Origin of the sequence: Micromonospora sp. NPDC050187 (assembly GCF_044459745.1) — a bacterium.
Classification (GTDB): domain Bacteria; phylum Actinomycetota; class Actinomycetes; order Mycobacteriales; family Micromonosporaceae; genus Micromonospora.
In genome coordinates this window covers 107576-119666 of record NZ_JBITJH010000004.1, presented here as the reverse complement: position 1 = coordinate 119666, position 12091 = coordinate 107576, and the positions used below count along the sequence as shown (strand labels likewise).

The window sequence follows — 12091 nt, the reverse complement described above, 5'->3', positions numbered from 1 at the left end:
GTGCCGACCCCCGAATGGAGTACCCCCATGAACACGAAGCTTCTGCGTAAGACTGTTCTCGGTGTCGCTGGTCTGGCCTTCGCCGGTGGTGTCGTCGGTGGCCCGGTCGGCACGGTGCTGGACAACCCCGCCCACGCCGCCCCGACCACCCCCGTGGCCGCTGTCCAGGCGGAGAAGCCGGACGCCGGCAAGCTGATCCCGAACGGTGTGCAGGGTGACCAGTCGCGGATCCCGCTGGACGCCGAGCAGACCGCGAACGTCAAGGCGATCATCGAGGCGACGAAGAAGGCCGGTATGGACGAGCGGGCCGCCGTGGTGGCGATCGCCACCAGCCTGCAGGAGTCGAAGCTGGAGAACCTGGGTCATCTGGGTGACCGCAACGACCACGACTCGCAGGGTCTGTTCCAGCAGCGTCCGTCGTCGGGTTGGGGCACGGTCGAGCAGATCACCGACCCCGAGTACTCGACGACCGCGTTCCTGAAGGGTCTGAAGCAGGTCGACGGCTGGAAGGACATGCCGCTGACCCAGGCCGCCCAGACGGTGCAGGTGTCGGCGTACCCGGACCACTACGCCCAGTGGGAGAAGCAGGCCGCCGACCTGGTCGCCGAGCACTGGAACAGCTGACCCTGATCACACGTGTGGGCCGGCACCCCCAACCGGGGTGCCGGCCCACACGCATGCCCGGGATCAGGTGGCCGAGATGGTTCCGGTCATCAGCAGCGCCAGCACGAGGGTGCCGAGCGCGACCCGGTAGAGGACGAAGACGTACAGCGTGTGGTGCGCGACGTAGCGGAGCAGCCAGGCGATCGCCGCGTAGCCGATGGCGAAGGCGATCACGGTCGCCACCACCATCTGGGCCACGCTGGGGACCGACGTGCCCGGCGCGGCCGGCTCGAAGACGTCACCCAGGCTGAACACGCCGGACATCACCACGGCCGGGATGGCCAGCAGGAACGAGTAGCGGGCCGCCGCCTCCCGGGTCAGGTTGAGGAAGAGGCCGGCGGTGAGCGTGCCGCCGGAGCGGGACACCCCCGGGATCAGCGCCATCGCCTGGGCGAGACCCATGACGACGCCGTCCTTCATCCGGAAGTTCTCCAGGGTGCGGGTCTGCCGACCCCAGTACTCGGCGAAGGCGAGCACGAACGCGAAGACGATCAGCGTGGTGGCCACCAGCCACAGGTTGCGGGCGGCGGTCTGGATCTGGTCCTTGAACAGGAAGCCGAAGGCACCGATCGGGATCGAGCCGACGATCACGTACCAGCCCATCCGGTAGTCGAGGCTGGCGCGGACCGACTTGTCCCGGATGCCGACCACCCAGACCCGGGTGATCCGCCAGATGTCCTTGGCGAAGTAGAGCAGCACGGCCGCCTCGGTGCCGAGCTGGGTGACCGCGGTGAATGACGCGCCGGCGTCCCGCTCGAAGAAGATCGCGGACGTGATCCGCAGGTGGCCGGACGAGCTGACCGGGAGGAATTCGGTGAGTCCCTGGACGATGCCGAGAACGATCGCCTCGATCCAGCTCACTCGCCCACTCCCGCGAGCTCCAGGGCCTCGGCGCAGGTACGCAGGGTCTCCACACCGCTCTCCCGGTCGGCGACGAAGAGGGTCAGCGACAGCGTGGTGACACCGGCGGCGGCGTACTCGCGCATCCGCTCGGCGATGCGCTCCTTCGGTCCGAGCAGCGAGGTGCGGTCGATGAACTCCATCGGAACCGCGGCGGCGGCGTCCCGCTGCCGCTTGGCGAGGTAGAGGTCCTGCACCTCGCGGGCCGCGTCACCGTAGCCCATCCGGGTGGCGAGCTGGTTGTAGAAGTTCTGCTGGCGGCTGCCCATGCCGCCGACGTAGAGCGCGGCATACCAGCGGACCAGCTCGGCGCAGGCGGCGACGTCGTCGCCGACCACCACCGGCACCGACGGTACGACGTCGAAGCCGGCCAGCTCCCGGCCGGCCTTCGCCCGGCCGGCGCGGACGGCGGCGAGCTGCTCCTCGGCGAACTCGGGCGCGTAGAAGACGGCCAGCCAGCCGTCGGCGATCTCCCCGGCCAGTTCCAGGTTCTTCGGACCCACAGCGGCGAGGTAGATCGGGATGTGCTCGCGCGGCGGGCGGAAGCCGAGCCGGAGCGCCTTGCCCGGGCCGTCGGGCAGCGGAAGTGTGTAGTGGTCGCCGGCGTAGGCGACCTCCTTACGCGCGATGGCGAGCTTGACGATGTCCACGTACTCGCGGGTACGGGCGAGCGGCTTGGCGAACCGGACGCCGTGCCAGCCCTCGGAGACCTGCGGGCCGGAGACGCCCAGCCCGAGCCGGAACCGGCCCCCGGAGAGCGCGTCGATGGTGGCCGCGGTCATCGCGGTCGCCGCCGGGGTCCGCGCCGGGATCTGCATCACCGCGCTGCCCACGTCGATCCGTTCGGTCTGCCCGGCGATCCACGCCAGCATGCTCGGCGAGTCGGAGCCGTAGGCCTCCGCCGCCCACACCACCGAGTAGCCGAGCCGGTCCGCCTCCTGTGCCAGAGCCAGATGGTCGGCCGGCGTGCTCCACGCCGTCTGGTATCCGAGGCTGAGCCCGAGTCGCACTGGTCCTCCCCCATCCCGCACCACGAGTCGCATCAGGTTACGCAATGCCGGTGGCGGGGCCGACCACCGCCTCGCTCCCGCAGGACGGACCACATCGCCGCCCTGGGACGGCCGGATGGTCGGAGAGATGACGGAGGCGAGGATATCGGTCGGGCCTCGGTTCGAAATAAGGTTCACCCATGCAACAGCGACCGCTCGGCCGAAGCGGGCTGGCGGTTTCCCGGCTCGCGCTCGGCACCATGACCTGGGGTCGGGACACCGACGCCGACGACGCGGCCGCCCAGCTGAAGAGCTACCTCGACGCGGGCGGCAACCTGGTCGACACCGCCGACGTCTACGGGGACGGGGACGCCGAGTCGGTGATCGGCTCCCTGCTGGGCACCCTCGTGCCCCGCGACGACCTGCTCATCGCGACCAAGGCAGGGCTGCGACCGGGCACCCGGCGTCGCCGGGACAACTCCCGGGGGCACCTGCTGCGGACCCTGGACGCCTCGCTGCGCCGGCTCGGCACCGACCACGTCGACCTGTGGCAGGTGCACGGATACGACCCGGACACCCCGCTGGAGGAGACCCTGTCGGCGCTCGACCACGCGGTCACCAGCGGCCGGGTCCGGTACGTGGGGGTGTCGAACTTCTCCGGCTGGCAGACCGCCCGGGCCGCCGCCTGGCAGGCGGCCTATCCCGGCCGTGCGCCGGTGGTCGCCGCACAGGTCGAGTACTCGCTGCTCGAGCGGGGGGTCGAGCGGGAGGTGCTGCCGGCCTGCGCGGCCATGGGGCTCGGCGTGCTGCCCTGGTCGCCGCTGGGCCGGGGGGTGCTCACCGGCAAGTACCGGCACGGCCGTCCCGCCGACTCGCGGGCCACCTCGGCGCACTTCGGCCCGTTCGTCGCCACCTACCTGGAGCCGCGCTGCTCCAGCATCGTGGAGGCGGTGGTGATCGCCGCCGGCGGGCTCGGGGTGTCACCGCTGGAGGTGGCACTGGCCTGGGTCCGGGACCGTCCCGGCGTGGTCGCCCCGATCCTCGGCGCCCGTACCGCCGGGCAGCTCCAGGGCGCGTTGCAGGTGGAGCGGATCACCCTGCCGGAGGAGATCACCACCGCCCTCGACGACGTCTCGGCGGTGGAGGTCGGCTACCCGGAACGCGACGGCTGACCACCCCGGGCCGGGAACGGGACGCCGACGCCGGAACCCGGCCGGGGTGGCGCGGGTCTCCCGACGGGGGTGGCGCCACGTCGCCGGGCTGGGCAGCATAGGCCCCATGGACTACGAGTACGCACCGCTGCGGCTACCACCGAACGTCGACCGGGTGACCGCCGCGGTGCAGTTGGCGATCCAGGCCGAGTACGCCGGCTGGGAACTGGCCCGGGTACGGCTGTACCGGGACGGCACCCGACAGGTGGTGCTGCGTCGCCGCCGGGTCAACCAGCCGCAGCCGGGCCTGTCCTACTGACGCCGGCCCCGGGCCGACCGACGGACACCGGGCCGGTTCGGGGCCCGGCGTCCGTCGGGGCGGTCAGTGAGTGTGCCCCAGTTCGTCCTCGTCGAGGTCGAGGAAGGGGTGCTCGTCGAGCCGGCCGACCAGGCGGTCGTCGGCGGCCGGCTGGAACGGGCCGACCGGGTCGTCGTCGTCGAACGACTCCAGGTCGACCGGGGTGCCCACCTCGCTGACCATCACGACCCCGTCGAGCGGCTCCAGCTCGGGGACGTCCAGCGCGCTGAGCGAGCCGTCACCGCTCTGCAGCAGTTCCAGCACCGCCTCGCCGACGCCCTCGACCGGGGCCGGCTCGTCCTCGGCCGGGGTACCCTCCCGACGGGCTGCCTCCGCGGCGCGGATCAGCGCCGACACGCTCGGCACCCGGTAGTCGCGGCGCTGGCGTACGGAGATCACCTGCGGGTGCGGATCGGTGGGCTCGACGCCCTCGCCGCCCGGGCCGAAGTGCGCGTCGGCCTCGTTCGGGTCGATCGACTCCACGTCCCACGGGGTGACCTCGCCGAAGGCGTCGAGGAGCTGCTCGTCGTAGGCGAAGGAGGCGTTGTTCAACTCGACGTACGCCTGCCAGACGTCGTCGTCGTCGACCCGGCCCTGGGCGGCGCGTACCGCGGCCAGGTGCCGGCGGGCCGCGTCGATAACCCGCTCGAGGGCAGCGTCCAGCTCAGCGTGCTGGTCGGTCATGTGAGGAAGTCCCTTTCGCGATGGGGGAAGAAGCCGTACCGGAGGCGCGTCGCGGCGCGGCGCCGGTCAGCAGGTGCGGAGGAACCGGTCGAGAACCCGCACGCCGAACTGTAGTCCGTCCACCGGAACCCGCTCGTCGATGCCGTGGAAGAGCGCCGAGAAATTCAGGTCGGGCGGGAGCCGGAGCGGAGCGAACCCGAAGCAGCGGATGCCGAGCTGGGCGAACGCCTTGGCGTCGGTGCCGCCGGAGAGCATGTACGGCACCGGCCGGGCGCCCGGGTCCTCGGCGCGCAGGGCGGCGGACATCGCCTCCACCAGCGCCCCGTCGAAGGTGGTCTCCAGGGCGGGCTGGCGCTGGACGTACTCGATGTCGATGCCCGGACCGACCAGCTCGCGCAGCTGCTGTTCCAGCATCTCGGACTGGCCGGGCAGGCTGCGGCAGTCGATGGTGGCGGTGGCCCGGCCGGGGATCACGTTGTCCTTGTAGCCGGCGGCCAGCCGGGTCGGGTTGGCGGTGCTGCGGACGGTGGCGCCGATGATGTTGGCGATCGGGCCCAGCCGGGCGATCGCGGTCTCCGGGTCGTCCGGGTCGAGTTCGACGCCGAGCACCTCGGAGACCTCCTCCAGGAAGGCCCGCACGGTGGGGGTGATGGTCAGCGGGAAGCGGTGCCGGCCGATCCGGGCGACCGCCTCGGCGAGCGCGGTGACCGCGTTGTCGTCGTGCACGAACGAGCCGTGCCCGGGACGCCCCTTGGCGTGCAGCCGGAGCCAGTCGATGCCCTTCTCGGCGGTCTCGATGAGGTAGAGCCGGGTGGCGTCGTCGACGGTGTAGGAGAAGCCGCCGACCTCGCCGACCGCCTCGGTGCAGCCGTCGAACAGGTCCCGGTGCTGTTCGGCGAGGAAGTGCGCGCCGTAGTCGCTGCCCGCCTCCTCGTCGGCGGTGTAGCACAGCACGATGTCGCGGGGTGGCCGGACCCCGGTGCGCTGCCAGTGGCGGACCACGGCGAGCACCATCGCGTCGAAGTCCTTCATGTCGATCGCGCCGCGCCCCCACAGGTACCCGTCGCGGATCTCGCCGGAGAAGGGGTGCACCGACCACTCGTCGGCGTCGGCGGGGACGACGTCGAGGTGGCCGTGCACCAGCAGGGCGCCCCGCCCCGGGTCGGCGCCGGGGATCCGGGCGACCAGGTTGGCCCGGCCGGGGGCGGACTCCAGCAGGGTGGCGTCGACGCCGACCTCGGCCAGCTTCTCCGCGACGTACTCGGCCGCCTGCCGTTCCCCGGCGCTGGTGGTGTTGTCGCCGGTGTTGGTGGTGTCGATACGCAGCAGGTCGCGGCAGAGGTCCACGACCTCGTCGGTGGGGTCGGGCACGGCGGGTACGGGGTGGGTCATCGGATTCCTTCCGTGGATACCTCCGCCGACCGGCGGAGAGAAAACGGAACCCCTGGGAAGCAGGACAGGGAGAGCCTAGCCGTCGCCACGATCCGACCCGGACGCTCCACTGCGACTGTTGGCCCCGCCGGACCCGACGGGCCGGTTTCGGCCGACGGGCGGTCGGGTACCGCCGCTGGGGTCCGCACCGTCCGGCGTCGGCGCAGCTCGCCGCCGGACGCGTCCGCCCCCGTGCGAGGAGGCACCCATGAGCGTCCCGCTGCCCCCGTTGCCGCCCGCCGACGGTGACGAGGGGTACCGTCCCGGCGGCCGGAGCGTGGTCGACGTCGTCGGCGAGGAGCACCGGCGGCTCACCGCGCTGGTCGAGGAGCTGGCCGACCCGGCCACCGACGCCGACCGGCGGCGGGCGGTGGCCGACGTGTTCACCGCCGAGGTTTCCCGGCACCTCTCCGGCGAGGAGCAGTATCTCTACCCGGCGCTGCGCGGCGCGCTGCCCGACGGCGCGGAGCTGGCCGACCGGGACGTCGAGACCGACGCGGCGCTGCGGCGGGCGGTCCGGGCGGCCGACCCGGAGCACGTCGCCGAGGTACGCCGCCGCTGGCGGCAGCATGTGGCGGCGGTCGAACCGGCCCTTCACCGGCTGCGCGGGGTGGCCACCGAGGAAGAGCTGATCCGGCTCGGCAACCGGTTCGCCATCGCCGAGGAGGCGGCCCCGACCCGTCCGCACCCCGGGACGCCGACCGCTCCACCGTGGAACCGGATCGTCGAGCCGGCGGTGGGCGTGGTCGACAAGATCCGCGACGCGGTCACCGGTCGCCGGACGTACCCGGCGGACCTCGATCGGGACTGACCTTGGGCCCGCTGTCACATTCCGGCCATCCATCGGCACTCTTCGAAACACGAAAGGTCTTCCGGAAGTCCCGACTCGGTCATACCGTCACGTCATGAACCTGGAGTTGCGACACCTCAGGGTGGTCTGCGCGATCGCGGAGACCGGCAGCGTGACGAAGGCGGCCTCGACCCTCGGACTGGCACAACCGGCGCTCACCGCGCAGCTCCAGCGGATCGAACGGGCGCTCGGTGGTGCGCTGTTCGACCGCGACCGGCGCGGCGCGCGGCCGACGGCACTGGGCGAGCTGGTGCTCGCCCGCGCCCGGGTGCTGCTGCCGGCGATGAAGGGCCTCCAGGACGAGGCGGCCCGGCTGGCCAGTGCCGGGGACGCGCTGAGTCGGTACCGGTTCGGTGGGGTGAACAGCCCGATCCTGGGTCGGCTGGTGCACCGCATCGCCGCCGAGCAGCCCGCCGCGCCGATCAGCACCTACGCCTCGTGGTCCGTCGACGAACTGTCCCAGCTGGTCTTCAACGGCCGGCTGGACTACGTGCTGACCGGGGTGTGCGGCGACGCCGCCCCGTCGGCGGAGTTCGGACTGAGCTGGCGGGAGGTGGCCGTCGACCCGGTCTTCGTGCTGCTGCCCGAGTCCCACTCGCTGGCCGACGGCGACGAGGTCCCGCTGGAGGAACTGCGGCACGAGCAGTGGGTGGCCGCGCCCGGCGACGGCTGCTTCGGCGACTGCTTCGCCGCCGCGTGCGCACGGTCCGGCTTCACCCCCCGCAAGGTGTACGAGACGGACGTACGCGTCTGCATGGACCTGGTCGAGGCGGGCGTGGCGGTGGCGCTGTGCCAGGCCACCTTCCGGCCGGTGCCCGGTCTGGTGACCCGGCGGCTGGCCGGCAATCCGCTGCGCTGGCGCCTGCTGCTCGGCTGGCACCCGGAGTCCCCGGCGGCCCGGTTCGCCGACGGGGTGCTGGCGACGGCGATGGCCGCGTACACCGACTCCCTCGCGCCGCACCCGGCGTACCTGGAGTGGCTGTTGGACCACCCCGAGTTCGGCGCGCGGCGGCGTACCCCGGTGTGAGCCGGCGGCCCGGTCGGGGCCGCCGGAGCCGGGTGTCCGGCCCATCCGGGCCGGCGGGTGCGAAGTCCCGGCGAACGGGTACAGGGTGGACATGACCGACACCGACCGTCCCGGCGACGACCGGGAGACCGCCCGCCGGGCCGCCGCCGCGCACACCGCCGCCGCCCGTGACGTGGAGTCCTTCGTGCGCACCCTGCCGGCCACCCCCGGTCCGGAGCACGTCGCCGAATACGCCACCCTGCTCAGCCGGGAGGAACGCGCCCGCGCCGACCGGCAGGCCGCGGTGGACGCGCTCGGCCTGACCGTGGGCAGCATCGAACCGGAGTGACGCCCGGTCGGGCGGTGCGCCTCAGCGCTCCACGAGCGGGTCGTGTCCCAGGTCGAGCAGGGTGTGCCGCCACCCGTCGTCGGCGTTGCCGCCGGGCGGCTTCTGCGCCGTCAGGGCGTCGATCCGGTCCACGGCGTCCTGCATGATCCGGATGTCCTCACCGGTCAGGTCCACCTTGCGCTTGCGGAGCACCGCGAGGATGTGCCGGCCCGGCTCGGGCAGGTCCAGGTCGGGGTTCGGGCCGAACGCCTCCTCCCCCGAGCCACGGGTGAGCAGCCACTGCCGCAACTGCTCCGAGGGCATGTTCACCCGGGCGTGGAAGTCCTCCCAGAGCAGCTCCACGTCCGCGTCGAGTCTCGCCTCGCGTACCATCACGCCTCCTCTCCGGGTCCGGACTCAGCCGGCCGCACGTCGTCGGTCAGGGCCCCGGGCCCCTCCGGCGGAACCTGGACCCGGGCCGGGTTCGCCGTCGGCGGGGCCTTGATCGGTTCGGTCCGCACCTCGTCGTCCGGGTTCTCCTCGACCTCGCTCACCGCCGGCCTCCGCTCGTCGGGACGGTCATCGGGGATGGGTGGTCGTCGCCGGCCGGTGCCCGCCCCGCTCACCGGCGGCGACGTCGAAGGCGAGCGCGTCGTCGCGGACGTTCACGGTGACCCGCTGGCCGGGCGAGATCTCGCCCTCGAGCAGCATCCGGGACAGCCGGTTGTCCAGCTCGCGCTGGATCGTCCGCCGCAGCGGACGCGCCCCGAACTCGGGCTGGTACCCGTGCTCGGCCAGCCAGTCGACGCCCGCCTCGGTGACCTCGACGGCGATGTCCTGCGCGTGCAGCCGGCGGCGGGTCTCCTCCAGCAGCAGGCCGGTGATCTGCCGCAGCTGCGCGGACTCCAGCCGGCGGAAGATGATGGTCTCGTCGATCCGGTTGAGGAACTCGGGACGGAAGTTCTCCTGGAGTCGGCGCATCAGCCGGTCCCGCAGCTCGTCGGTCTCCTGCGCGGTGCCGGGCTCCCCGGCGCCGAAGCCGACGCTGCGGGCGGCCCCGGTGATCAGCTCGGAGCCGAGGTTGCTGGTCATGATCAGCACGGTGTTGCGGAAGTTCACCGTCCGGCCCTGGCTGTCGGTGAGCCGCCCGTCGTCGAGCACCTGGAGCAGGATGTTGAACACGTCCGGGTGCGCCTTCTCGATCTCGTCCAGCAGCACCACCGCGTACGGGCGACGCCGGACCGCCTCGGTGAGCTGGCCCGCCTCCTCGTACCCGACGTAGCCGGGGGGCGCGCCGACCAGCCGGCTGACCATGTGCCGTTCCTGGAACTCGCTCATGTCCAGCCGGACCATCCGGTCGGCGTCGCCGAACAGCGCCTCCGCCAGGGCCCGACCCAGCTCGGTCTTGCCGACGCCGGTGGGGCCGAGGAAGAGGAAACTGCCCATCGGCCGGTCCGGGTCGGCCAGCCCGGTCCGGGAGCGGCGGACCGCCTCGGCGACCGCGTTGACCGCGTCCTCCTGGCCGACCACCCGCTCGTGCAGGTGCCCCTCCAGGCGCAGCAGCCGGTCCCGCTCCTCCTCGGTGAGCTGACTGACCGGGATGCCGGTGGCGCGGGAGACCACCTCGGCGATCTCCGGCGGCCCGACCTGGGGCACCTGCGGGGCCTCGGTCTCCCCCTTGGCCACCCGGATCTGCTCCTCGACCTCGTGCAGCCGGTCGCGCAACGCGGAGGCGCGCTCGTACTGCTCGTCGGCGACGGCCTGCTCCTTGTCCCGGCGTACCTCGTCGAGCTGGCGTTCCAGCTCCCGCACGTCCGCAGCCGGGGTCCGGGTCCGCAGCCGCACCCGCGCGCCGGCCTGGTCGATCAGGTCGATCGCCTTGTCCGGCAGGAAGCGGTCGGTGACGTACCGGTCGGCGAGTTCGGCGGCGGCGACCAGCGACTCGTCGGTGAACCGCACCTGGTGGTGGGCCTCGTACCGGTCGCGCAGGCCGCGCAGGATGGCGACCGTGTCCTCCACGGTGGGCTCCGGCACGAGCACCGGCTGGAAGCGGCGGGCCAGCGCGGCGTCCTTCTCGATGCTGCGCCGGTACTCGTCCAGCGTGGTCGCGCCGATCACCCGCAGCTCGCCCCGCGCGAGGGCGGGCTTGAGCATGTTGGACGCGTCCATACCGCCCTCGCTGCCGGCCCCGCCGGCACCGACCAGGGTGTGGATCTCGTCCAGGAAGATGATCAGCTCGTCCCGGTGGGCGCGGATCTCGTCGACCACCTTCTTCAGCCGCTCCTCGAAGTCACCCCGGTAGCGGGTGCCGGCCACCAGTCCGGCCAGGTCGAGCTGGATCACCCGCTTGCCGAGCAACGTCTGCGGCACGTCGCCGTCGCAGATCCGCTCCGCCAGCCCCTCGACGATCGCGGTCTTGCCGACCCCGGCCTCGCCGATCAGCACCGGATTGTTCTTGGTACGGCGGGAGAGGATCTCCACGGCCTGTTCGATCTCGTCGCTGCGGCCGATCACCGGGTCGATCCGGTCGGCCTTGGCGAGGTCGGTCAGGTCCTGACCGTACTGGTCCAGGGTGGGTGTGCCCCGGTCCGGTCGCGCTCCCGTCATCGGTCCCCGCTCCGCCCCCGCCGCCTGCAGGGACTCCGGTTGGATCCGCCCGGCCGCCAGCATCCGCCCGGCCGGCGACTCCGGGTTCAGCGGCAGGGCCATGAGGATGTGTTCGGGGCCGATGTAGTTCGCCCCGATCGCCCGGGCGAGCTGGTGGGCGTCGAGCAGCGCCCGCTTGGCCGCCGGGGTCAGCGAGAGGTTCGGTGGCACCTCGCCGCCGGGTGCCCCGTCGCCCCGGCCACCGAGCGCGTTGAGCAGGGTGTCCGGTTCCGCGCCGGCCCGGCTCACCAGGTCGCGCAGCGCCTGGCGTTGCAGGGCGGCCCAGAGCAGGTGGTCGGTGTCCAGGTCGTTGCTGCGCCGCTGGGCGGCCCGGCGGGCCGCGTCGGCCAGCAACTCCCGCGCGTCGGCGGTCATCAGGCGGGTGATGTCGACCCGGTGCGCGGGCCGACCACCGCCCTCCCCCCGGCCGAAGTAGCGGGCCAGGAACTCGTCCCACGGGTCGGCGCCGAAGTCAGCGGGTCCCCACATGAGCAGTCCTCCCGGTTCGGCGGCGACAGGATCGACACGCAGGGCTACCCGAGGGTGGCCCCGACAAACGCGTCCGGATGGCAGGGTGGGGGCATGGAGACGACCCCGCTGCTGATCGTGGACGCCGCCAACGTCGTCGGGAGCCGTCCCGACGGCTGGTGGCGGGACCGGGTCGGCGCGACCACCCGGCTGCGGGACCGGCTGGTGCCGGTCGGCGGTCGGGGCGTACCACCGGAGCTGCCCGCGCCGGCCGAGGTGGTGCTGGTGGTGGAGGGGGTCGCGCGGGACGTGCCGGCCACCGACGGGGTGCGGGTGGTGGCCGCCGCCGGGTCGGGTGACGACGCGATCGTCGACCTGGTGGGAGCCGAGGCCGGACGGCGGCGCCTGGTGGTGACCGCCGACCGGACACTGCGGGACCGCGTCCGGGCGCTCGGCGCGGAGGTCTACGGGCCGCGCTGGCTGCGCGGCGAACGCGACACGCCAGGGCGGGAACCCGCCGCCCCGGTGGTGCCGGATCCGACCCGGCCCTCGTGACCCCGGTCGGCCCGGCCGGTGCCGATGCCCAGGCCGGGACGGCAAGCGGACAGCGGGGCGGT

14 protein-coding genes are annotated in these 12091 nt (G+C 73.1%); 7 read left to right on the top strand and 7 right to left on the bottom strand.

The genetic code is table 11. The features are described from left to right. Positions 1-27: 27 nt before the first annotated feature. Positions 28-624 (top strand): hypothetical protein, encoded by a 597-nt coding sequence (locus ACIBJE_RS08385; RefSeq protein WP_396744915.1) that lies wholly within the window; start codon positions 28-30, stop codon positions 622-624. Between the two features lie 63 nt (positions 625-687). Here ACIBJE_RS08385 and ACIBJE_RS08380 read toward each other — a convergent pair whose 3' ends face one another. Both ACIBJE_RS08380 and ACIBJE_RS08375 read right to left on the bottom strand, forming a co-directional pair. Beyond that, positions 688-1524 (bottom strand): undecaprenyl-diphosphate phosphatase, encoded by an 837-nt coding sequence (locus tag ACIBJE_RS08380; RefSeq protein ID WP_396744912.1) that lies wholly within the window; start codon positions 1522-1524, stop codon positions 688-690. Further along, positions 1521-2573 (bottom strand): LLM class F420-dependent oxidoreductase, encoded by a 1053-nt coding sequence (locus tag ACIBJE_RS08375; protein ID WP_396744909.1) that lies wholly within the window; start codon positions 2571-2573, stop codon positions 1521-1523. The genes ACIBJE_RS08380 and ACIBJE_RS08375 overlap by 4 nt, the downstream gene beginning before the upstream one ends. 179 nt (positions 2574-2752) lie before the next feature. On the opposite strand from ACIBJE_RS08375, the gene ACIBJE_RS08370 reads away from it, so the two are divergent. After that, the gene (locus ACIBJE_RS08370) at positions 2753-3724 is read left to right on the top strand and encodes an aldo/keto reductase (protein ID WP_396744906.1); all 972 of its coding nucleotides are present in this window, start codon (positions 2753-2755) and stop codon (positions 3722-3724) included. Between the two features lie 106 nt (positions 3725-3830). Continuing rightward, on the top strand, positions 3831-4022 hold the full coding sequence (locus ACIBJE_RS08365) for a DUF5703 family protein (RefSeq protein WP_088984700.1): 192 nt from the start codon (positions 3831-3833) through the stop codon (positions 4020-4022). Between the two features lie 63 nt (positions 4023-4085). Here ACIBJE_RS08365 and ACIBJE_RS08360 read toward each other — a convergent pair whose 3' ends face one another. Further along, positions 4086-4745, bottom strand: coding sequence for a hypothetical protein (locus tag ACIBJE_RS08360; protein WP_396744903.1), 660 nt, complete (start codon positions 4743-4745; stop codon positions 4086-4088). Between the two features lie 66 nt (positions 4746-4811). Then, entirely contained in the window at positions 4812-6137 is a 1326-nt protein-coding gene (locus ACIBJE_RS08355; RefSeq protein ID WP_396744900.1) for a M20/M25/M40 family metallo-hydrolase, read from the bottom strand. A 247-nt stretch (positions 6138-6384) separates the two neighbouring features. Here ACIBJE_RS08355 and ACIBJE_RS08350 point away from each other — a divergent pair, with 247 nt between their 5' ends. The 3 genes from ACIBJE_RS08350 (at position 6385) to ACIBJE_RS08340 (ending at position 8381) form a co-directional block, all read left to right on the top strand. Continuing rightward, the gene (locus ACIBJE_RS08350) at positions 6385-6987 is read left to right on the top strand and encodes a hemerythrin domain-containing protein (protein ID WP_396744897.1); all 603 of its coding nucleotides are present in this window, start codon (positions 6385-6387) and stop codon (positions 6985-6987) included. A 94-nt stretch (positions 6988-7081) separates the two neighbouring features. Beyond that, complete coding sequence (locus ACIBJE_RS08345; RefSeq protein WP_396744894.1) at positions 7082-8053, top strand: LysR family transcriptional regulator; 972 nt, start codon at positions 7082-7084, stop codon at positions 8051-8053. Between the two features lie 91 nt (positions 8054-8144). Further along, on the top strand, positions 8145-8381 hold the full coding sequence (locus tag ACIBJE_RS08340; protein ID WP_396744891.1) for a hypothetical protein: 237 nt from the start codon (positions 8145-8147) through the stop codon (positions 8379-8381). A gap of 21 nt (positions 8382-8402) precedes the next feature. On the opposite strand, the gene ACIBJE_RS08335 is transcribed toward ACIBJE_RS08340, so the two are convergent. From ACIBJE_RS08335 to ACIBJE_RS08325, 3 genes are read right to left on the bottom strand one after another with little or no spacing between them, the layout of a single operon-like run. Beyond that, the gene (locus ACIBJE_RS08335; RefSeq protein WP_396745594.1) at positions 8403-8753 is read right to left on the bottom strand and encodes a DUF3140 domain-containing protein; all 351 of its coding nucleotides are present in this window, start codon (positions 8751-8753) and stop codon (positions 8403-8405) included. Beyond that, positions 8753-8914: a hypothetical protein gene (locus ACIBJE_RS08330; RefSeq protein WP_396744889.1), complete on the bottom strand. Its 162-nt coding sequence runs from the start codon at positions 8912-8914 to the stop codon at positions 8753-8755. The genes ACIBJE_RS08335 and ACIBJE_RS08330 overlap by 1 nt, the downstream gene beginning before the upstream one ends. 25 nt (positions 8915-8939) lie before the next feature. Continuing rightward, positions 8940-11495 carry an ATP-dependent Clp protease ATP-binding subunit gene (locus tag ACIBJE_RS08325; RefSeq protein ID WP_396744886.1) on the bottom strand — a complete coding sequence of 852 codons (2556 nt, stop codon included), beginning with the start codon at positions 11493-11495 and terminating at the stop codon, positions 8940-8942. A gap of 93 nt (positions 11496-11588) precedes the next feature. Between ACIBJE_RS08325 and ACIBJE_RS08320 the strand changes: the two genes are divergently transcribed. Beyond that, positions 11589-12029, top strand: coding sequence for a hypothetical protein (locus tag ACIBJE_RS08320; RefSeq protein ID WP_396744883.1), 441 nt, complete (start codon positions 11589-11591; stop codon positions 12027-12029). Positions 12030-12091 lie beyond the last annotated feature (62 nt).